This window comes from Lysobacter sp. Soil_N_51, from assembly GCF_057655755.1.
On the sequence record NZ_JBDGLR010000007.1, the window covers coordinates 242,291 to 261,586 of the forward strand.

The following is a 19,296-nucleotide window of genomic DNA, read 5'->3' on the forward strand; positions in this document are numbered from 1 at the left end:
CTCTCAGCTCTGCACTTGCTTCGGTCGCCGCATGCGGGAGAGGGGCTTGTATTCGCTGCGGCGATTGCACGTCAGCGATCGCGATTCGATCCATGTCGATTCATTTACATCGCCCGGGTTAGTCTTGACCCCGCCCGATTCCGGAACCCCCGCATGCATCGAATCCTGAGCTTGTTGCTGATCGCCGCGCTGACCGCCTGCGCGGCCACGCCGAGTCGGCAGGCTACCGCCGAAGCCATCAACGCAGCCGCGGCCACGCCGGGCGCGACAGCACCCGAAGGCGCCGCGCCACGCGACTCGCGCGAATGGGAGCCGACCGTGCAGGCCTGGGAGGCCGAGGACGCGCGCGTTCGCCGCATGCCCGGCGCGGTGGTGTTCGTCGGCAGTTCCTCGATCCGCTACTGGACCACGCTGGCCGAGGATTTCCCCGGCGTGGCGTCGATCAACCGCGGCTACGGCAGCTCGCGCGCGTACGACTCGGTGTACTTCGCCGATCGCATCGTCAACGCCTACCAGCCGCGCGCGGTGGTGTTCTACGCGGGCGAGAACGACCTCAACGAAGGCCGCAGCCCGCAGCAGGTGCGCGACGATTTCGCCGCGTTCGTGCAACGCGTGCAGGCCGGTACGCCGAAGGCGCGGATCGGTTTCGTGTCGATCAAGCCCAGTCCCTCGCGCAGGGCGATGTTGCCGCAGGTCGCCCAGGCCAATGCGCTGATCCGCGACTACATCAAGACCGTGCAGGGCGTGGACTATCTCGATGTGTTCACGCCGATGCTCGATGCGAGCGGCGAGCCACGCGAAGAATTGTTCCTCGCCGACCGCTTGCATATGAATCGCACCGGCTACGCGATCTGGATCAAGGTGGTCGGCCCCTGGCTGGTCAAGCCCTGACGCCGCGCCGCGCATCGCGCTTCGACATTTCGCGGACACGGCCGTTGCCATGCTTCGCGCCACCGACCTACCGATCGTTGCCGTGCGCCTCATGAATCGGGGTACACGCAATGGACCAGCGAGAACCGCTTCATGAATGTCCGCGCCGCCGCTGCTCGTCCCCGCAGTCTCGCCGTGTTCGCCGCGGCCTTGCTCGGCGCCGCGTCCATCGCCGCCCAGGCCGCGCCGTCGGCCCAGGCCGAGCGCGAAACCGAGCAACTGATCCAGGCGCTGGGCAGTTCGGGCTGCCAGTTCGAACGCAACGGCCGTTGGCACGACTCGGCCGAGGCGCAGGCGCATCTGCGCAAGAAACTGGCCTATCTGCGCAAGCGCGATCTGGCCGATACCTCCGAGCTGTTCATCGAGCGCGCCGGCAGCGAAAGCAGCCTCAGCGGCAAGCCGTACCGGGTGCGCTGCGGCAACGCCGCGCCGGTCGCCTCAGCGGCCTGGCTGAAAGCCAAACTGGTTCAGCTGCGCGCCGCCAGACCGGCGACGACGCCATCACCCTGACGCGCTAGACTGGCCGCGAACCTGCAGTGAGCTTCGGAGACGGCGAGGAATGAACAGCGCCACGCCCCGGTTCTGCCGCTCCCGGCACGACCGCATGATCGCCGGCGTGGCCGGCGGCCTCGCCCTGCGCCTGCGCTGGAATCCGGTGATCGTGCGCGGCGCCTTCGTGGTGCTGGCCCTGGCTACCTTCGTGCTGCCGGTCGCGCTGCTGTATCTGATCCTGTGGCTGTTCATGCCCGAAGAGGGCTGCTGACTGGGCGCGTCGCTGCGAATCGCCGGGGCCGTGCTCGGCATGCTCTGGACCTCGCCGGTGACGGTGCTGGGCTTGATAGCCGGTGTGTTCGCCATGCCGTTCGGCGCGCGGCCGCGTCTGCGCCGCGACGACCTGGCGCTGGTGTTCCAGCATTGGCCGTGGGGGCCGGGTGGCGCGATCACCCTGGGCAATGTGGTGCTGCATACCGGCGACGATCTGGATTCGCCCTGTTACACCTACGCCCACGACGCCGGCCATCGCACCGAGCCGCCGATCAAGCTCGCTGATCACGAACGCGCCCATGTTTATCAGTACATGGTGCTGGGGCCGCTGTTCCTGCCGCTGTATCTGCTGTGCGGCGGAATCAGCGTGCGCAACCGCTTCGAGCGCGCCGCCGATCGCTATGCGCAGACCGGTCGCGGCTGGTGGCCGTGGTCGAAGTGAACAGGCTCGAGTGAGCCGGGTCGAGTGAGCTGGCTCGCATCGCGCGGATTCATCTTGGTCGACGGCCGCTACACGAAATCTTGATCGGCCGATAACGACGCCGGCGGTATCCTGCGCGCGTCGGAGAAAAACCAACGGACGCCAGTCCGATGCAATCGCTCCGGCACGGAAGGCCCGGCCACCCGAGAAACATCTCGAGGACTGGGCCTTCTCATTTGCAGCGGATTTTTCAGTCGGCGGTCGCGCCCCTCGCATGAGCATGTGAATCGTCCATGTCACGCGTACTGGCTTCTATTCCCGGGATTGCGAGCCGCTCGCGCATACCGCGCGCTTCGCTCATCGCATCGTCCACGACACAGCCTCCGCCTGCGCGAACAGATCGCCGACGCGTCGATATCTGTCGACCGATAAGGCCTGCCTCCTGTTTCCCCGCCTGTGTTCGTCGCATCGCCATCGTCATCAAGGCGGCCTCGCGGCATGCCGCCGTAACCAAGTCGGAAATGCAAAGCGGGTCACGAATCGGTCGATCCAGTCAACCGGCGTGATCCGATTCGTCGCGTTACCGCGAGTCCTGGTACGGCGTTGGACGCGCGATGCCGGTTCGTTAATCCCCGACGAATCGGACATCGCGCGTCGCGCCGGTTGCGCCACCGCGTTCGTGCTGGCCGAGTTCATCGTTTGCGTTCACGCGTCGCGGCCGCAAGCGCGGCTGCACGCGGGTCGTCATCGCCATCGGCCGGACCGCCCGCAGGGGCATCGCGTGTCGCGAATGGTTCGCGCCGCGTAAAGGCATTGCGTTTCCTGGAGTTCCCAATGACCAAGTCAAGCCTCGTTTGCATCCTCGCCCTCAGCCTGGGCGCCGCGGTTCCCGCATCGGCGGACACCGCCTTGTCGCGGCACAGCCCGCGGCCGGAAGAGCGGGTGGCTCTTACCGAGACCGCGAACGCGCCGGCGGCCACGCTGGCGACCGGTTTTGTCTGCGCGGGCAATCCCATTCCCGCCGGCAGCGTGATCACCTCGATCGATTTCAGCCGCTGCGGCGGCATCGCCACCTATTTTTACGACTCGCCGTTCAACGGCATTCACGCCTGCAGCAATACGCCGATTCCGGCCAGCTACGCCTTCGACACCGTTACCACCGGCAGCCAGTGCAACGGCCTGACCCTGTACCGCTTGGTGCTTCCGGTCGACAACACCTATGTCTGCTCGGGCTCGCCGATTCCGTCGCCGTTCGTGGTGACCTCGATCGATGCCAATACCAGCGTCTGCCGCGGCATGACCCGTCATTCGGTGCGTCGCGCGTCGCCCGGCATCAACGTGTGCAATATCTCGCCGCTGCCGTCCAACTACGTGGTGACCGCGATCAGCAGCACATCGAGCTGCGGCAGCGGCGGGCGTTTCTACACGATCCAGCCGGTCGCCAGCAATCTCAACGTCTGCGCTAGTTCGCCGATTCCCGATGGCTACGTGGTCGATTTCGGCAGCCCCGGCGGTCCTTGCAACGGAACCAATACCTATCACCTGACCACACCGGTGGCGGGCATGGCGGTGTGTCCGTTCTCGCCGATACCGACCGGCTGGCGGGTCAGCGGAGGCACGCCGAGCACCCGTTGCCTGGGCTTTTCGCCGGCCAATGTGATCCAGCGGCAGTAAGCGCGCGTTCGCCCCGGCGACAGGCCGCGGCGAATGCGCGCGCACCATCGATCGGCGCGACCACGCGTCGATCGATAGATGTCAGGACTCGACGCTAAGCAGGGTTCGCCCCGCATCGACCGAGCGCGCGCGGATCAGCCGATCTGCGCGCGCAGCGGCAAGGTCGTCGTGGTTTCCCCGGCCGGCGCGCCGCCGGGGCCGTAGCGGCGTTCGACGAATGCGATCTCGTCATCGCCGATCAGCACGATGCTGCTGCAGCGCGTGCCGTAGCGTTCGCCGAGCACGAACGGCGGCGACAGCATGCGTTCGAGGTCCAGGCCCACGCCGGTATCGGGCAGTGCGTCGTCGGGCGCCACCGTAGTGTCGGCCATCGCAGCGAGCAACATCGCCAGACCCGCATCGTTGGTTTGCGGCGGCAGGGGCGCGCTCGCTTGCTGCGAGGCCGGCGATTCCAGCCACGCCGACAAGGCGCGCGTGGCCAGCCCGCTCTTGGGCCAGGGCGCGTCGAAATCGCCGTTGGACATGGCATGCACGCCTCGCGTCACCGCGTCCATGCGGAACCGCGGATGGTTGCTGCCGAACATCAACGCATCGCCGTCCCACAGCAGCAGATTGAAGCGGCCGAATTGCGCTGCGTCGGCGCTCAGGCTTTGCAGATAATCCGCCGCGCTCATCGTGCCGCGCACGAATTCGCGCACCAGCGCGCCGCGGGATCGCGGCGCGGTTTCGGGATTGAGCCCGGCGCGCACGTTGGTGACCGCGGCTAGGCGACCTCGGCTGGACACCTGCAACCAACTGCCGCCTTGCAGCAGGTCGCGGCCGCCGAATACCCGCGGGTCGTCGGGATCGGCGCCGGCCGCGGCGGTGGGGCGCGCGTGGGCTTCGTCGCGATTGGCGATCAAGGCCAGGCGATAGCGTGGATGGTGTTGCCAGGCGAGGGCGATCAGGCACATGCCGGCATTCTAGTCGCGCGCGGTCGTGTCCATGTGCAGCCGGCAGGCGGTCCACACCCGCCGCCCGCGCGCAACCGGCAGGCGTCGCAAACCCGCCGCGACGAATGGCAGGTGCGGGGCTGGCGGGCTGGCCATATTCTGGCCACCGTCTCATCAGATGAGATCGCTCCACGTTCTGCTAGCCGGCGCAGAAGGGGAGACGTGTTCGATGAATCGTGGTGCCAGGATGTTGCTGCAGTTGTTCGCGCCGGCCTTGATCGTGGCCGTGAGCGGCCCGATCGCCGGCACGGTGTTGTTGCAGATGGGCGATACGCCCGCCGCCGCCGGGTTCGCGCCGATCGCGCACGGGCTGCGGCTGGGCGGCGCGGGCGCCGGCCTGGCCATGGCGACGTATTCGCTGTGGCGCCTGTGGCGCTGGGAACGCGGCTTGGAGCCGCAATGCCCGTGTGGCGGCCTGCTGTCGCGGCCGTCGACCGGCCGTCGTGGCCGCTGCGAGCGGACCCGCCATTGCCTGGGTTGCCGGCGACCGCAACCGGCCCCGGATTCGGACCCGCAACCGGACCATTGAACGGCTCGCTGATTAAGGACCCCGATCCCATGCTCGCCACCGCCGCCGCCATTCGCTGCATCGTCGCCGCTCCGCCGGCCGCGGCACGGGCCGCGCCGGTGCCGCGCGGCGCCTGGGAAGACGCCGCGCCCGAGCACGCCGAGACAGGCTTCCGGGCCGGTTCGTCCGCGGGCGGCGAGGCGGACGGGGCGGGCGAGCCGCATTGATGTTCGCGGCATGCAGACTCCGGCCGTTTCGATAGGTATACTGCGCACCCGCTGCCGGAGTGGCGGAATCGGTAGACGCAGCGGACTCAAAATCCGCCGCCCTTAAAAGCGTGTGGGTTCGAGTCCCACCTCCGGCACCACGTAATTCCGAGAAGAACCAACCGCCCGGCCAACGATCCAACGGCCGGCAGCTTCCCGGAAAGAAGAAAGGCTCAGCCTCGCGGCTGGGCCTTTTTGTTTTCCGTCGTTTGTTCGGATGCCGCGAGGGCCGGCGCATCCCGCCGCGCCTCAATCCAGACGCGGCGAATACGCGAAGCGCTTGCGCCGCTGCTCCCTGGTCCAGCCTCGCAGCCGCTTGAATGCGAACAACGCGACCTGCCGGTCGGCCGAGCCGCACAGCCGAAGCAATGCATCGAATGCCCCCTGATTGCCGGTGTCCGCCAGCGCCCAAGTGAAGCGTCTGCGGATCGCGATGCCGCCGTCGTAGTGATACGGATAACTTCGTAACGAGGCGCGGTAAAGCGCATCGACCAGTTCCGGCGCGCGCAGCCATTGCATGCATTCACCGAGTTCTTCATGGCTTTCGTGCCAATCGGCGTCGAGCAGGGCAATACCGAGCTCCAGCACGCGAGGCTCGTCGCCGTTCTCGCTGAGCAGATGCAGCACGCAAGCGTCGTCGACGATGTCCGGCGCGTGACGCTTGAGCGCGTCGTTGGCGATCCACAATCGTGGATCCAGGTCGAGCATTCGGGTTTTCGATCGCGAGGTTATCGGGCGGCGATATTTTTGATGAAATCGCAGCGCCAACATTATCGCCCCGGCGATCGGACGCCAAGCGGACGCGTGATAAACCGCTACGCGTTCATCGTTGAAACCGCATCATCCGCCCGCTCGACACGGGACGGTCTGCGATGCTGAAACGCCGCTCGCTCGCGGTGAATCCATCGGCCCGCATCGCGGTATTCATCGCGCCGCAATTGCCGCGGCCTGGATCGGCGATCAGCACTTCGGCGTGCGCGTGCGCATATTGCCTGACCACGTTCGCGAGCAAGGCAATATGGTCGCGTTCGTACAATACGTCGCTGCCGATGATCAGGTCGAAACCGCCGAGCGAGCGGTCGCGTCGCGCATCCCATTCCAGATGTTTGTACGGCACGCCGCTCAAACCGTTCAAGACGGAATTCTGCGCGAGAAAATCCTCGGCGAGCGGATGCCGGTCGCTGGCGATGACATCGGCCTGACGCTTGTGCGCGATCAGGCTCGACAGCGCGAGCCCGCAACCGATTTCGAGAATGCGCTTGCCGGCGATATCGCGAATCGCGATTTCGTTCGCTAGCTGCAAACCGGTCGGCCACAGTTGCCCGAACAGGCTCCACATCGACGCAGAGATGCCCAATTTTTCGGCGGCTTGGTCGGGATCGTGAAACTGCTGCAGATCCTTCAGCGCGCGAATGCGATACTCATGCTCACCGACCCGCAAGTCGATGACGCGGGTTTGATATCGCAAGAAACCTCTGGATGACGTGGAACGAACGTCGTTGAGGCAAGCGGCGCTTGAGCGCCTGTAAATAGCGAATCGCCGGGATCGCTTCCCGACCATACGCCGATTATCTGGCAATAGCGAGGAATATCGCTGATTTTCATTCTTCACCCCCGCGCCGGGAGGTGGGGCGCATACTCGCGGGTCTACGTGTCGGAGCAACGATGGACAATCATGTCGAGTGGTTCCAGTTCACCTTGTCCAATGGACAAACCATCGGACCTGCTCCGTTGCGTCTGATCTGGATGGAGGCATCGGGTACCACCAATGTCACGGTATTGCGCAGTCAACGCCTGTTGCTGGGCAAGCGCACCGCCGTGTATTCGCTGCGCGCCTCGCCCAGGCTCGCCAATATCCGTGTGATCGAAGCGCGCTTGCGCAGCCTGTTGGAGAACGCGCGCCTGCACAGCGTTCTCACCGCGGTTTCCCATTGAGGCCCTTATGAATACGTTCGACATCGCGGTGGGCAAGTGCGAAGCGATCGACAAGAGCACGGTGACCATCCGGCTCGATAGCGCGATCGTCAGCCGTCTGGTTCCCGGCCATCCGTGGCGCACCTCCGGCACCAGCGTGCTGCGCCTGGACATTCGTCTGTGCAGCGAAAGCCGGCCGCCGGAAATCGGCCGTGAGTTGTTTCTGCAGCGCGAAGCCTTGTTGCGCAATCCGCGCGCCAGCCTGGACCTGCTCGGCGACGGTCAGTTCGCGCCGATCCGCTTGCGCGCGATCGGCGACAACACCGATCCGGAAGTCATGCAACCCGCGGCGAAAGCCGGGCGCGGTGATCGTTCGCGCGTGCGCTGGGGCAAGGAAGGCTGAGGCCGTCGCGGTTTCGCTCGCGCGTTCGTGCGCGAGCCGAGACGGGGCACGGCATGCGGCGCCGCGAGTCGGAGCGCATGCGCTTGCGTGCGTGGCGCGATTGGTAGTCGCGCCAGCCGGAATCCGTTTGTCCAAGGCGGATTGATTGAATCCGTTTGATCACAGCCACTCGATCACGCACGGCTCGATCGCTGCTGGCTTGATCGCAACGGCCCGGTCGGTGTTTACGCGATCAGACGTGGCTCGATCAAAATCCGCCGTACCGCGCCATCGCCGCGGCGCAGATCAGGATCACCGCGATCAGGATCAATTCGAAACGGATCAGCACGCGCAGGATCCGCACCTGCGGCGCCGACGGCAGGAACGCCGGGTCGTGCTTGAGCGCCTTGCGCCAACGCAGGAAGCGCACGGTCGGCAGAATCGACAACAGCGCGATCGCCACGAACGCGCCGAACTTGGCATGAAACCAGGGATTGTGCTGATAGAAGTCGACGCCCTTGACGCCGTAGAACAGGCGCGCGATGCCGGCCGCCAACAGCAGCATCGCGCTCATGCCGTAGCCGGCATCGAGTCCGGCCAGGCGCTTGAGCGCGGCGGCATCGATCGGTCCGCGCAACAGCACCGATTCGGCGACCAGCATCGAAATCATGGCGAACACCAGCAGATGGTGGAACGCGGCGAGCAGCAGGTCGGTCAGCATGGTCGGGGCTCCGTGCGATGGCTGGGAGAGGTTCTCGCGCGCGGCGCGCAAAGCCGCGGCGTCCGGGCGACTCGCAACGCTCAACCCACGGCGTTGCCGCCAGCGAAGATCGCGCCGGCGCGGGGTGGTTGCCAGTGGCGTTTGTAATGTCCTGCGGTGGCCGCTTGGGCGTGCGGACAACCGGACGCTGGTCGAATTTGGCGGCGAAGGCGGGTTACAACGCTTCGCTGTCGTAAGCCCTGCGATCCGACTGTAGGAGCGGCGTAAGCCGCGACTGCGACATCGCGCATGCGACGCATCTGTGTGGCGCGGTCGCGGCTTACGCCGCTCCTACAGGGAGATGCATCACATTTGGGTGGTCGTGGTAGAGGTTGTACGCGGATGGGGCAGATTGCTGTCGTAGGCCACGCGATCCGACTGTAGGAGCGGCGTAAGCCGCGACCGCGACATCGCGCTTACGACGCATCTGTGTGGCGCGGTCGCGGCTCACGCCGCTCCTACAGGGAGCATCCGTAATGCTGCGAAGCGGCGGCGGCCGCAGCGCGTCAGCCGCCGATCAGGCGGCTTCGTCGGTCTTCAGGGTCTTGTCGACGCGCTGGAACCACTCGCCGTCGCGCGGCTCGAACATCGAGCAGCATTCCATCGGCGCCTTGTAGATGTGCAGCGACACCGCGACCGCGTCGTTGCTGGCGTTGCGGATGGTGTGGTACTCGTGCGGCGGAATCAGGCTGCCGGCGCTGCCGGGGCCGGCGTGCATGCCGCCGGCGGCGCGGAAGCGGAAGTTCTCGCCTTCGCGTTCGAGCAATTCGAACTGGGTGATTTCCAGTTCGCCGTCCCAGACGCCTTCCACGCACCACAGGCCGCTGTGATCGTGCATCGGCGTGCCTTGGCCGGGACCCCAGGTCATCGCGACCACGCTGTAGCCCAGTTCGGGGCTGCGGTAGAGCTCGCGGCGCGCGTAGTGGTCCTGGATCGGGTCGAACACGCAGTCGGGCAGGTTGACGTCGCGGTCGCGGATCATCTTGCACAGGGTGTTGCGCAAGGCCGCGGTGACGGCGTGTTCGTCGCCGGCGTTGACCGCCGCGTCGATCGCGGCGACCAGCTTGTCGTGGCCGGGGAAGTCGAGGTCGGGCAGGGCGTCGGTGGCGTTCATGGCATGGATTCTACGCCCCTGCCTGCGCCTTGGCAGCTTCGGGCGGCCCGGGACCGGTGCCGATCCGGTTGGTTCGCTCAGCCGGTTCGCAGTTCGTCCAGGAATCCGGCCACGGCCGGGCCGAAGCGGGCGATGTCGACCAGGAACGCGTCGTGGCCCTGCGGCGACTCCAGCGGCACGAAGCGGGCGTCGGCGCCGCCGGCGCGCAGGCCGTCGGCGATTTCCTGCTGCTGCTGCAGCGGAAACAGGATGTCGGTGTGGACGCCGATGGCCAGCGCCTTTTCCACCCGGATCGCGGCCAGGCCGCGGCGGACCTGTTCCTCGTTGTCCAGACAGTCGCCGTCGCCGCAGTAATCGCCCAGGTCGAACCAGTCCATCGAGCGGCTCAGGTACAGATAGCAATTTGGGTCGAAGCGGCGCACGAACCGGCGGGCGTGGCCTTCCAGATAGCTTTCGACCTCGAATTCCAGGCCGAAGGGCTCCTCGTCGGCGCGGTCGGAGTCCAGCCGCACCCGGCCGAAGCGCCCGTCCCACTCCAGAGCCGAGCGATAGGTGATCACGCCGAGCTTGCGCGCCATGCGCATGCCCGATTCGGGGTAGTGGGTTTCGTCGTAGCCGCCCTGGTTCCACTGCGGGTCCAGGCGGATCGCTTCGCGTTGCAGCGAACGGATCGCGATCGAGAACGGCAGCGCGCGCGCCGCGCCGGAGATGTTGATGTGGTTGCGCGCCAGCCCAGGGTGACGGATCAGCAGCGCGAGCGCGGTCATGCCGCCCATCGAATTGCCGATCACGCAGGCCAGACGCTCGATGCCGAGCGCGCGCACCACGTGCGCGGCGGCGTCGGCGCCGTCTTCGATCGACAGCTCGGGAAATTCCAGTCGGTACAGCTCGCCGGTGTCGGCGTTGATCGAGGCCGGGCCGGTCGAGCCTTTGCAACTGCCCAGCGAATTCACGCAGATCACGAACCAGTGGTCGCTGTCGATCGGCTTGCCGGGGCCGAGCATGGCCTCCCACCAGCCCGGCTCGGGGTTGCCGGCGTTGGCCGCGGCGTGCGCGTCGGGCGACAGGCCGGTGACGATCAGGATCGCGTTGTCGCGCTTGTCGTTGAGTTCGCCCCAGGTTTCGTAGGCGATGCGCGCGCCGTGCAGGGCGCCGCCGCGTTTCATCGGGAACGGCGAGGGCAGGTCGATGTGGCGGGTGCCGGGCGGGATGAATTCGGTCATGCCTTGCTCGTGTGGCCGGTGCTTGCGCTGAAAAGATTCGAAGTCGACGGCCGCGCGAGGGAGGCGGTCGCGATGCAGAGCCTAAACCATCGCCCTGACCGGCGGCCGCGACCGGAACTGCAATTGCGTTATCGGCACATGCCGGTAGCGGGCGATCCGGGCGATCGAGCGTGAGAGCGATCGCGGGTTCAGTCGACCGCGCGATCGATGACGACGACCGTCGCGCCCTTGGCATCCACGCGCACCGTCACTGGCTGCGAGGTCAGGTCGCCGGACTGCGGGATGGCGTTGCCGGAGGCCGACACACGCGCGAGCACCTGCACCTGTTCGAGCTGCGACAGCTTCATGGTCGGCATCGGGCTGTCGCCGTCGTCGAGAGTGACTTCGAGCGGGAACTTCGCGGCCGGGTGCTTTTCCACCGCGACCGGCATCGGCGGGCCGCCGAGTTGGCGCGCGATCACGAACACGCTGGCGTTGGCGGGCAGCTTCGCCGCCAACTGCGGCGACAGTTCGACCCGGATCTTGAGTCCGGGGCCGCTGGTCGCGGCGCTGTTCGCGGCGGCGGGCGCGGGCGCCTGCATCGGTTCCATGCCGGCTTCCTGGCGCGCGCCGTTGATCTGGTCGAGCAGGCTCGCGGCGGTGGCCGGATCGACCACGGTCAGCAGCGGTTCCCAGGTCTTGGCCGCTTCGGCCGGTTGCTCGGCCTGGCGCTGGGCGATGCCGAGGAACCAGCGCGCGCGCTGGTGCATGGGCTGCTGTTCCAGCGCGTGCTTGAGCATCGCCACCGCTTCGTTGTCGAAGCGGCGCTCGCGGGTGGCGAGGGCGCGGGCTTCGGCGGCTTCGGCGAGCAGGTCGGGATTGTCCGGCGCGAGCTTGACCGCGCGCGCATACGCATCGCGCGCCTTCATGCCCAGGCCCTGTGCGGTGTAGGCGCTGGCGAGCAGGCGCCAGCCTTCGATCTGGTTCGGATCGCGCTGGAGTTCGGCTTCCAGCTGGGTCACCGCTTCGTCCAGCGTCTGCGGCGCCTTGCGTTGCTCGGGTTGCAATCCGGCCGGCGTGCCGATCGCGAAATACAGCGCGACCGTGGCCGCTGCCAGCGCCACGCCCAGGCCGGCGCCCAGCGCCGGTCGCGTCCGCCACAGCGGATGCAAGGCGTAGCCCAATACGAACACGACCAGCGCCGCGCCGCATGCCACGAACACGCCCATCGGGGCCGATCCCATCGTCACCGCCATCACCACTCTTGTTCCTCGTCAATGCGCGTGTCGGCCGGTCCCGCCTTCGCCGAACGCGTCGTGGCCGAGCGTGCATGCACGATACGCGCAACCGCCAAGCCGCCGGCCAGCAACAGCAGCGCCGGGCCGAACCACAGCAGCCAGGTCTTGGATTCGACCTGCGGTCGGTAGAGCACGAATTCGCCGTAGCGCGCGACCAGGAACTCCTTGATCTCGCCGTCGCTCTTGCCCTGACGCATCAGCGCGAGCACTTCGCGGCGCAGGTCGTGGGCGATCTGGGCGTTGGAATCGGCCAGAGACTGGTTCTGGCACATCACGCAGCGCAGTTCGGCGACCAGGGCGTGGAAGCGGCGTTCTTCGCTGGTGTTGGTGAAGTTGAGCGGGGCGGGGTCGTTGGCGGGTTGGGCTTGGGCGGGTTGGGCCAGGGTGAGGGCCAGCGACAGGCTTAGTAGTGCGGTGGCGGCGAGCGTGCGCAGTGGCTGGGCGGCAAAAGCGAATCCCCCCCGGCCCCCCTTTTGCAAAGGGGGGAGTCCATCCGGTTGCAACGAAGAGAGCGTGTCCGATCGCGGCGATAACACCTGCAAGCCCGTGCCGTTCCCCCCTTTGGAAAAGGGGGGGAGGGGGGATTCGCTTTTATCCGCCAGCTTCATCGCGCCTTCTCGATTTCTTCGAGCTTCGGCAGCAATTCATTGGCGATAACTTGGTTGGTCAACGGCCCGACGAACTTCCAGCGCACGATCCCGCGACCATCCACTAGGAATGTTTCCGGCGCGCCATAAATGCCCCAGTCGATCGCCGACTTGCCGTCGTAGTCGGCAACCACCACCACATAAGGATTGCCGTACTGCTCCAGCCAACGCAGCGCATCGGCGTGTTCGTCCTTCCAGTTGAACCCGATCACGCGCAAGCGCTTGGTTTCGGCGAAACGCGTCAGCACCGGATGTTCGTCGCGGCAAGCCGGGCACCAACTGCCCCAGACGTTGAGCAGGTACGGCGCGCCGCGCAATTCCTGCGAGGTCAGCAGCCGGCCGGCTTCGTGCAGCACCGGCAGCGAGAACTCGGGCGCGGGCTTGCCGATCAGCGGCGACGGCAGTTTTTCGCGATCGGGATTGCGGCTGAGCCACACGCCTGCGGCGAGCAGTACCGCGAGCGCGGCAAACACAGCCAGCGGCAGCCAGCGACTCTTGTTCATGGGTCGTCTCCATCGGGCGTGCGGTCAAAGACGGCATCGTCGTTGCCGCGGTATCGCTTTTCGGTCGCGAACGCTTCCGGCCCATCGGCCAGCGCGAACTCGAACGGATCGGGCTCGGCGCTCTTGGGTGCGGGCGCGAGCTTCGGCCGGAAGCGCCGATCGGTCGCCGCCACAAAGCCGCCCAGCATCATCAGCAACGCGCCCAGCCAGATCCAGCGCACGAACGGTTTGATATGCACCCGCACCGCCCAGGCGCCGCCGCCGAGCGGTTCGCCGAGCGCGACGTACAGATCGCGGGTAATGCCCGGCGCGAGCGCGGCTTCGGTCAGGACCTGGCCGCCGCTGGCGTAGGCGCGTTTTTCCGGATGCATCACGGTCAGCAGTTCGCCGCCGTCGAACACGGTCACGGTGCCGTAGTCGGCTTCGTAATTCGGTCCGACGCTGTGCTTGACGCTGTCGAAGCGGAACGAATAGCGGCCCAGCTCCAGGCTCTTGCCCGGCGCGAGCGCGACTTCGCGTTGCACGCTCAGGCCTTCGACCAGCAAGGCGCCGATCAGGAACACCGCCACGCCCAGGTGAGCCAGGGTCATGCCGAGCATTTCAGCGGTGAAGGCATTGCCCTTGCCGCGCACGCGCGTCCACACGAAGCGCAATGTGCCTGCCGCGACCCAGACCGCGCCGCCGACACCCGCGGCGACCTTGAGCGGACTCTGCGGCGCCAGGAAATACGCGGCGACGGCGGCGCCGAGCGCGAGCCCGGCCCACGGAATCAGCATCGCCAGCGGGCGCGAGGCTTGTTCGCGCTGCCAGCGGAACAGCGGGCCGAACGGCAGCAGCAACACCAGCGGTGTCATCAGCAGCACGAACATCAACGCGAAGTAGGGTGGGCCGACCGAGATCTTGCCCAGGTCCAGCGCATCGGCGAGCAAGGGATACAAGGTGCCCAGCAAAACCATCGCGCACGCGGTCGCCAGCAACAAGTTGTTGCCCAGCAGCAGGGTCTCGCGCGACATCAGTTCGAATGGCTTGCCGGCGTTTTCCTCGCCCGACGGCGCGCGCAGCGCGTACAGCAGCAGCGAACCGCCGATCACGATGCCGAGGAAGATCAGCACGAACAAGCCGCGCGAAGGATCGGCGGCGAAGGCATGCACGCTGGTCAACACGCCGGAGCGGACCAGGAAGGTGCCGAGCAGCGACAGCGAGAACGCGGCGATCGCGAGCAGCAAGGTCCAGCCGCGGAAGCTGCCGCGTTTTTCCGTGACCGCCTGCGAATGAATCAGCGCCGCGCCGGCCAGCCATGGCATGAAGCTGGCGTTCTCGACCGGGTCCCAGAACCACCAGCCGCCCCAGCCCAGTTCGTAATACGCCCACCACGAACCCAGGGCGATGCCGAGGGTCAGGAATGCCCAGGCGACATTGGTCCACGGCCGGGTCCAGCGCAGCCAGCGGGCGTCGACCTTGCCGTCGAGCAGCGCGGCGATCGCGAACGCGAACGGCACGCTGAAACCGACGTAGCCGATGTACAGCATCGGCGGGTGGATGATCAGGCCTGGGTCCTGCAGCAGCGGATTGAGGTCGCGGCCTTCGGCCACCGCCGGCAGCAATCGTGCGAACGGGTTGCTGGTGAAGATCAGGAACGCCAGGAAGCCGACGCTGATCACGCCCATCACCCCGAGCACGCGCGCGATCACTTGCGACGGCAGCGACTTGGAGAACCACGCCACCGCGCCGGTCCACAGCGCGAGCACCAGCGCCCACATCAGCAGCGAGCCTTCGTGCGCGCCCCACACCGCCGAATAGCGGTACAGCATCGGCAGCAGGGTGTTGCTGTTCTCGGCGACGTAGCGCAGCGAGAAATCCTGGTTGACGAAAGCATGGGTCAGCAGCACGAACGCGAAGCCGACCAGCAGCAACTGCGAATACGCGGCCGGGCGCGCGATCGCCATCCACGGCTCGATGCCGCGGTGCGCGCCGAGCAGCGGCAGCACGGTCTGCAAGACCGAGATCAGCAGGGCGAGGATCAGGGCGATCTGGCCGAGTTCAGGCAGCATGGGCGATCGCCTTGTGATTCATGACGCGGTTTGGATCCTGGGGGGCGACAGCAAAAGCAAAAGCGAATCCCCCTCGGTCCCCCTTTTGCAAAGGGACGGGTCGCCGTGCATTAACATTTTTTCGGTACCGGCGATGGCGCTGATATCCGGTTTTGTCGGCGTAACTCAGGCATTGCCGCGACTGCGCGTCCCGTCCCTTTGTAAAAGGGGGGGAGGGGGGATTCGCTTTCGCTCCACGCGCGAAATACCTCAACGCGCAGGCTCCACGCCACCCGGCGCCGCGACATCATGCTTCTTATGCGCCTGCCCCATCTTGTCGGCGACTTCCTTCGGCATATACGTCTCGTCGTGCTTGGCCAGAATCTCCTCGGCGACGAAGGTACCGCCCTGCATGCGACCAGTCGCGACCACCGCCTGCTTCTCGCGGAACAGGTCGGGCAGGATGCCGGTATAGACCACCGGCATCAGCGCATCGCCGTCGGTGACGCTGAAATGCGCGTCCATCGAACCCGACGCGCGCTTGAACGAACCTTCCGCGACCATCCCGCCGAGGCGGAAGCGCGCGCGTTCGCTGGCATCGCCACGCAGGATCTCGCTGGGCGTATACAGATAGGCGACATTGCGCTGCAAGGCGGTGGCGACCAGCGCGGTGGCGACACCGGCGGCGGCGACCAGGCCCAGCACCCACAACAGGCGACGGCGACGGGTGGGATTCATCGGCTCAACTCACTGGGGATGCTGCGTGCCGCGTCGCGCGCCGCGCGCCTGCGCGCCTGGCGCAATTCGCGGCGGACCTGCCACTGGCTGGCGAAGAAATCCCAGCCCAGCACGATGAAGAACACTGCGTAGGCAGCGATGAGGTAATTGCGGTATTCCATCAGCGCTGCTCCCGCGGATTCGCCACGCCGGCCAGTTGCGCGACCCAGGCCTTGCCCTGTTCGCGGCGCAGGTTGTCGGCGCGCGCGCGCACCAGCAGCGCGCCGATAAACCACAGCTTGGTGCCGACGATCATCCAGATCAGCGGCGCCATCATGCTCGGGTCCATGCTCGACTTGCCGAACAGGCTGATGGTCTGCCCCTGGTGCAGCGAGTTCCACCACACCACCGAATAGCGGATCACCGGCAGCAGGGCGACGCCGACGATCGCCAGCAGGCCAGCCGCGCGCGCGGCGGCGCGGCGGTCGTCGATCGCCTGGTACAGGCCGATCACGCCCAGGTACAGGAACAGCAGGATCAGCTCGGTGGTCAGGCGCGGGTCCCAGTCCCACCACGTGCCCCACATCGGCTTGCCCCAGATCGAGCCGGTGGCCAGGGTGATGACGGTGAAGCCGGCGCCGATCGGCGCGCAGGCCATGGCCAGGATTTCGCACAGCTTGATCCGCCAGATCAGCGCGATCGCGGCGTACAGCGCCATCAGCGCATACACCGCCAGGCTCATCCACGCGCTGGGCACATGGATATACAGAATGCGGAAGCTGTCTTTTTGCTGGTAATCGGCCGGCACCTGGAACAGCGCGCCGTACAGGCCCCAGGCCATCACCAGCAGGCCCAGGCCATAGGCCCACGGCGCCCAACGCGCGGCGAAGCGGTCGAAGCTGGGCGGCGAGCCGAGTTGGTGGAACCAGCGGACGAGTGGATTCATTCAGTGGTTCGTTCGAAGGTCTCGAGGTCTGGGTCGCCGGGCGGCCTGGACGGTTGAGCGCGACAGCCGGGCTGTCGCGCGCGGGTTCGGTCTGCTACTGGGTCCTGCTTACGCGTCCTGCCTGGTGCTTCGCAACGCGAGCCGCCGGCGCCGTCAGCTCAGCGCGATGCGGATCGCGGCGGCGGCGGCCAGCGGCGCCAGCAGCAGCGCCACCACCAGCCCGGCGGCCAGCAACAGCAACGCGCCTACCGGGTCCAGGCCCTGGGCCGAACGGGCCACGCTGCCCGCGCCGAAGACCAGCACCGGAACGTATAACGGCAGTGCCAGCAAGGCCACAAGGATACCAGAGCGCCGCATCCCGACCGTCAGCGCGGCGACCACCGCGCCGAGCAGACTCAGCAAAGGCGTGCCCAGCGCGAGCGAGGCCAGCAGCACCGGCAATTGCTCGCGCGGCAGGTACAGCAGTTCGGCCAGGAACGGGGTGGCGATCAGCAGGGGCAGGGAGGTGGTGGCCCAGTGGGTGAAGGTGCGCACCGCGACCAGCCAGCCCAGCGGCACTGGCGCCAGCATCCATTGTTCCAGCGAGCCGTCCTCGGCGTCGCCGCGGAACAAGGTGTCGAGCGCGAGCAGCCCGGCCAGCAGCGCCGACAGCCACAGCACCGCGGCGGCGACCTTCGACAGCGCCTGCTTCTCGCCGCCCAGGGCGAGCGCGAACAGCACCACCACCAGCAGCGCGAACAGCGCCGGTTGCAGCGCGTCGCCGCGGCGCCGCCACAGCAGACGCAGATCGCGCGCGAGCAAGGCGCGCGCCGAACCGATCAAGCCGGGCATCGCCGCGCCGGCGCCAGGATTGCGTTGGCGCACGCTCATGCGCTGGCCTCCGTCGCCGCCGCGCGCCGCAGCACCAGCATGCGCGTGCGCACCGGCGGCGCGGCGTAGGCGCCGTGGGTGGTCACCAGCGCGGCACCGCCTTCGCGCAGATGCGCCTGGACCATGCGGTTGACCAGTTCGATCCCTTCCAGGTCGAGATTCGCGTACGGCTCGTCGAGCAGCCACAGCGGCGCCGGCGACATCCACAACCGCGCCAGCGACAGCCGCTTCTTCTGTCCGGCCGACAACTGGCGCGCCAGCGCGTCGTCGTAACCGCCCAGGCCGACCATGGCCAGGGCGTTCTCGGGCAACTGGCTGCGCCGGCGCCCCTGCAGGCCGCACAGGAAATTCAGATTCTCCAACGCGCTCAGGTCGGCCTTCAGGCCCGGCAGGTGACCGAGGTAGGCAATCGCGCGCGCGCGGCGCGAGGCGTCCGACGGTTGTCCGTCGATGTCGATCCGGCCGTCGTCGGCGCGCAGCAGGCCGGCCAGCACGCGCAACAACGTGGTCTTGCCGGCGCCGTTGTCGCCTTGCACGAGCAAGGCTTCGCCGGCGTCGACGGCGAAGTCGAGCGGGCCGAACACGGGTTCGTCGTTGCGCGCGAAGCGCAGGCCGCGGGCTTCGAGCAGGGGTGGAGCGGTGCGTTCTAGTGGGGTCATCGGTCGCAAGCGGGCGGCGGGTCGGGCCGCGAAGCGGGCAGTCTATGCGACTGCGCGGCTCGCTCCGCATTCTGGCCGCGTATCGCGTCCTTGCCGCCCGGCTTGGTCAGGCACGATCCGGTCAGGCACCGATCCAATCGGTGTGCGCGGCCGGTCCGGCATGGCTGGGACGATCGATCAGCATGCGCAGCCGCACCGGCTCGCCGCGTCGCCAGGCCAGCACGCCGGCCTGGCCGAACTCGCGCGCGAGCGCGTTGACCACTGCATCGTCGAGATCGGCCAGCAACCAGCCGGGTTCGCGCCACTGTCCGGCAACGTCCTCGGCCCAGGCGGCATGGCGCTGCACGCCGAGTGCATCCAGCCGCGCGACCAGGCGTTCGTCGGCGGCGCGGTTGGCGCTGTCGGAGTGCGGCGCGGATGCGGGGTTCCAGGCGGTCATGAACACGTAGCCGGCGGCGGGCCAGTACGCCTCCAGATCGGCGGCCGGCCGGCCCACGCGCAAGGGCAGGGCGTCGCCGTCCAGCGCCACCGCGTAATCGGCGGCGGCGTAGGCGATCGCCAGTTCGGCGGCATCGAGCACCTGCAGTTCGCGCATGCGCGCAGTGTCGCGGCGCCACGCGGGCAGTGCAAATCCGGCCGACGGGCGGAGCGTCGATCGCATGCGCTGTCTTGCGATCGTCATATGGACATATAGATAT

The 19,296-nt window shown here is 67.3% G+C and carries 25 protein-coding genes and 1 tRNA gene; 10 read left to right on the forward strand and 16 right to left on the reverse strand.

Annotated elements, in window-relative coordinates; genetic code table 11:
- Positions 1-153 precede the first annotated feature (153 nt).
- The 5 genes from AC3A4T_RS15285 to AC3A4T_RS15305 all read left to right on the forward strand — a co-directional run bounded on the left by AC3A4T_RS15285 (position 154) and on the right by AC3A4T_RS15305 (position 3,790).
- Positions 154-891 carry an SGNH/GDSL hydrolase family protein gene (locus tag AC3A4T_RS15285; RefSeq protein WP_487676142.1) on the forward strand — a complete coding sequence of 246 codons (738 nt, stop codon included), beginning with the start codon at positions 154-156 and terminating at the stop codon, positions 889-891.
- A 132-nt stretch (positions 892-1,023) separates the two neighbouring features.
- Positions 1,024-1,440 (forward strand): YfeK family protein, encoded by a 417-nt coding sequence (locus AC3A4T_RS15290; protein ID WP_487676143.1) that lies wholly within the window; start codon positions 1,024-1,026, stop codon positions 1,438-1,440.
- A gap of 49 nt (positions 1,441-1,489) precedes the next feature.
- The gene (locus AC3A4T_RS15295; protein WP_036103060.1) at positions 1,490-1,693 is read left to right on the forward strand and encodes a PspC domain-containing protein; all 204 of its coding nucleotides are present in this window, start codon (positions 1,490-1,492) and stop codon (positions 1,691-1,693) included.
- A gap of 39 nt (positions 1,694-1,732) precedes the next feature.
- Positions 1,733-2,137 (forward strand): hypothetical protein, encoded by a 405-nt coding sequence (locus AC3A4T_RS15300; protein WP_487676276.1) that lies wholly within the window; start codon positions 1,733-1,735, stop codon positions 2,135-2,137.
- A gap of 813 nt (positions 2,138-2,950) precedes the next feature.
- On the forward strand, positions 2,951-3,790 hold the full coding sequence (locus AC3A4T_RS15305; RefSeq protein ID WP_487676144.1) for a hypothetical protein: 840 nt from the start codon (positions 2,951-2,953) through the stop codon (positions 3,788-3,790).
- 134 nt (positions 3,791-3,924) lie between these two features.
- Here the strand turns inward: AC3A4T_RS15305 and AC3A4T_RS15310 are convergent, their stop codons facing one another.
- Complete coding sequence (locus tag AC3A4T_RS15310; RefSeq protein WP_487676145.1) at positions 3,925-4,743, reverse strand: NRDE family protein; 819 nt, start codon at positions 4,741-4,743, stop codon at positions 3,925-3,927.
- 208 nt (positions 4,744-4,951) lie between these two features.
- On the opposite strand from AC3A4T_RS15310, the gene AC3A4T_RS15315 reads away from it, so the two are divergent.
- The 3 genes from AC3A4T_RS15315 to AC3A4T_RS15325 all read left to right on the forward strand — a co-directional run bounded on the left by AC3A4T_RS15315 (position 4,952) and on the right by AC3A4T_RS15325 (position 5,657).
- Entirely contained in the window at positions 4,952-5,311 is a 360-nt protein-coding gene (locus AC3A4T_RS15315; protein ID WP_487676146.1) for a hypothetical protein, read from the forward strand.
- A 29-nt stretch (positions 5,312-5,340) separates the two neighbouring features.
- Entirely contained in the window at positions 5,341-5,517 is a 177-nt protein-coding gene (locus AC3A4T_RS15320) for a hypothetical protein (RefSeq protein WP_487676147.1), read from the forward strand.
- 53 nt (positions 5,518-5,570) lie between these two features.
- A tRNA-Leu gene (locus tag AC3A4T_RS15325) sits at positions 5,571-5,657 on the forward strand.
- A gap of 148 nt (positions 5,658-5,805) precedes the next feature.
- On the opposite strand, the gene AC3A4T_RS15330 is transcribed toward AC3A4T_RS15325, so the two are convergent.
- A complete protein-coding gene (locus AC3A4T_RS15330; protein ID WP_487676148.1) occupies positions 5,806-6,264 on the reverse strand; it encodes a hypothetical protein in 459 nt (152 codons plus the stop codon).
- 115 nt (positions 6,265-6,379) lie between these two features.
- On the reverse strand, positions 6,380-7,168 hold the full coding sequence (locus AC3A4T_RS15335) for a class I SAM-dependent methyltransferase (protein ID WP_487676149.1): 789 nt from the start codon (positions 7,166-7,168) through the stop codon (positions 6,380-6,382).
- Positions 7,169-7,221: 53 nt separating this feature from the next.
- Here AC3A4T_RS15335 and AC3A4T_RS15340 point away from each other — a divergent pair, with 53 nt between their 5' ends.
- Entirely contained in the window at positions 7,222-7,491 is a 270-nt protein-coding gene (locus AC3A4T_RS15340; protein WP_036103055.1) for a hypothetical protein, read from the forward strand.
- Positions 7,492-7,498: 7 nt separating this feature from the next.
- Positions 7,499-7,873 carry a hypothetical protein gene (locus AC3A4T_RS15345; protein ID WP_036103053.1) on the forward strand — a complete coding sequence of 125 codons (375 nt, stop codon included), beginning with the start codon at positions 7,499-7,501 and terminating at the stop codon, positions 7,871-7,873.
- Positions 7,874-8,120: 247 nt separating this feature from the next.
- Here AC3A4T_RS15345 and AC3A4T_RS15350 read toward each other — a convergent pair whose 3' ends face one another.
- The 13 genes from AC3A4T_RS15350 to AC3A4T_RS15410 form a co-directional block, all read right to left on the reverse strand.
- On the reverse strand, positions 8,121-8,573 hold the full coding sequence (locus tag AC3A4T_RS15350) for a DUF2214 family protein (protein ID WP_487676150.1): 453 nt from the start codon (positions 8,571-8,573) through the stop codon (positions 8,121-8,123).
- Between the two features lie 556 nt (positions 8,574-9,129).
- The gene (locus AC3A4T_RS15355) at positions 9,130-9,726 is read right to left on the reverse strand and encodes a cysteine dioxygenase family protein (RefSeq protein WP_057921488.1); all 597 of its coding nucleotides are present in this window, start codon (positions 9,724-9,726) and stop codon (positions 9,130-9,132) included.
- A 77-nt stretch (positions 9,727-9,803) separates the two neighbouring features.
- Complete coding sequence (gene metX, locus AC3A4T_RS15360; protein ID WP_487676151.1) at positions 9,804-10,949, reverse strand: homoserine O-acetyltransferase MetX; 1,146 nt, start codon at positions 10,947-10,949, stop codon at positions 9,804-9,806.
- Positions 10,950-11,137: 188 nt separating this feature from the next.
- Positions 11,138-12,157 (reverse strand): tetratricopeptide repeat protein, encoded by a 1,020-nt coding sequence (locus AC3A4T_RS15365; RefSeq protein ID WP_487676277.1) that lies wholly within the window; start codon positions 12,155-12,157, stop codon positions 11,138-11,140.
- A gap of 26 nt (positions 12,158-12,183) precedes the next feature.
- A complete protein-coding gene (locus AC3A4T_RS15370) occupies positions 12,184-12,627 on the reverse strand; it encodes a cytochrome c-type biogenesis protein (protein ID WP_487676278.1) in 444 nt (147 codons plus the stop codon).
- 203 nt (positions 12,628-12,830) lie between these two features.
- A complete protein-coding gene (locus AC3A4T_RS15375) occupies positions 12,831-13,376 on the reverse strand; it encodes a DsbE family thiol:disulfide interchange protein (protein WP_487676152.1) in 546 nt (181 codons plus the stop codon).
- Positions 13,373-15,427: a heme lyase CcmF/NrfE family subunit gene (locus AC3A4T_RS15380; RefSeq protein WP_487676153.1), complete on the reverse strand. Its 2,055-nt coding sequence runs from the start codon at positions 15,425-15,427 to the stop codon at positions 13,373-13,375. Before AC3A4T_RS15380 ends, AC3A4T_RS15375 begins: the two co-directional genes overlap by 4 nt.
- Positions 15,428-15,676: 249 nt before the next feature.
- Positions 15,677-16,144: a cytochrome c maturation protein CcmE gene (gene ccmE, locus AC3A4T_RS15385; protein ID WP_046656477.1), complete on the reverse strand. Its 468-nt coding sequence runs from the start codon at positions 16,142-16,144 to the stop codon at positions 15,677-15,679.
- Positions 16,141-16,305, reverse strand: coding sequence for a heme exporter protein CcmD (gene ccmD, locus AC3A4T_RS15390; protein WP_487676154.1), 165 nt, complete (start codon positions 16,303-16,305; stop codon positions 16,141-16,143). Before ccmD ends, ccmE begins: the two co-directional genes overlap by 4 nt.
- On the reverse strand, positions 16,305-17,069 hold the full coding sequence (gene ccmC / locus AC3A4T_RS15395) for a heme ABC transporter permease CcmC (RefSeq protein ID WP_487676155.1): 765 nt from the start codon (positions 17,067-17,069) through the stop codon (positions 16,305-16,307). Before ccmC ends, ccmD begins: the two co-directional genes overlap by 1 nt.
- A 153-nt stretch (positions 17,070-17,222) precedes the next feature.
- Positions 17,223-17,900, reverse strand: coding sequence for a heme exporter protein CcmB (gene ccmB / locus AC3A4T_RS15400; protein ID WP_487676279.1), 678 nt, complete (start codon positions 17,898-17,900; stop codon positions 17,223-17,225).
- 35 nt (positions 17,901-17,935) lie between these two features.
- On the reverse strand, positions 17,936-18,598 hold the full coding sequence (gene ccmA, locus AC3A4T_RS15405; protein ID WP_487676156.1) for a heme ABC exporter ATP-binding protein CcmA: 663 nt from the start codon (positions 18,596-18,598) through the stop codon (positions 17,936-17,938).
- 121 nt (positions 18,599-18,719) lie between these two features.
- Positions 18,720-19,193, reverse strand: a complete 474-nt coding sequence (locus AC3A4T_RS15410; protein ID WP_487676157.1) for a DUF3293 domain-containing protein — start codon at positions 19,191-19,193, stop codon at positions 18,720-18,722.
- Positions 19,194-19,296: the final 103 nt, after the last annotated feature.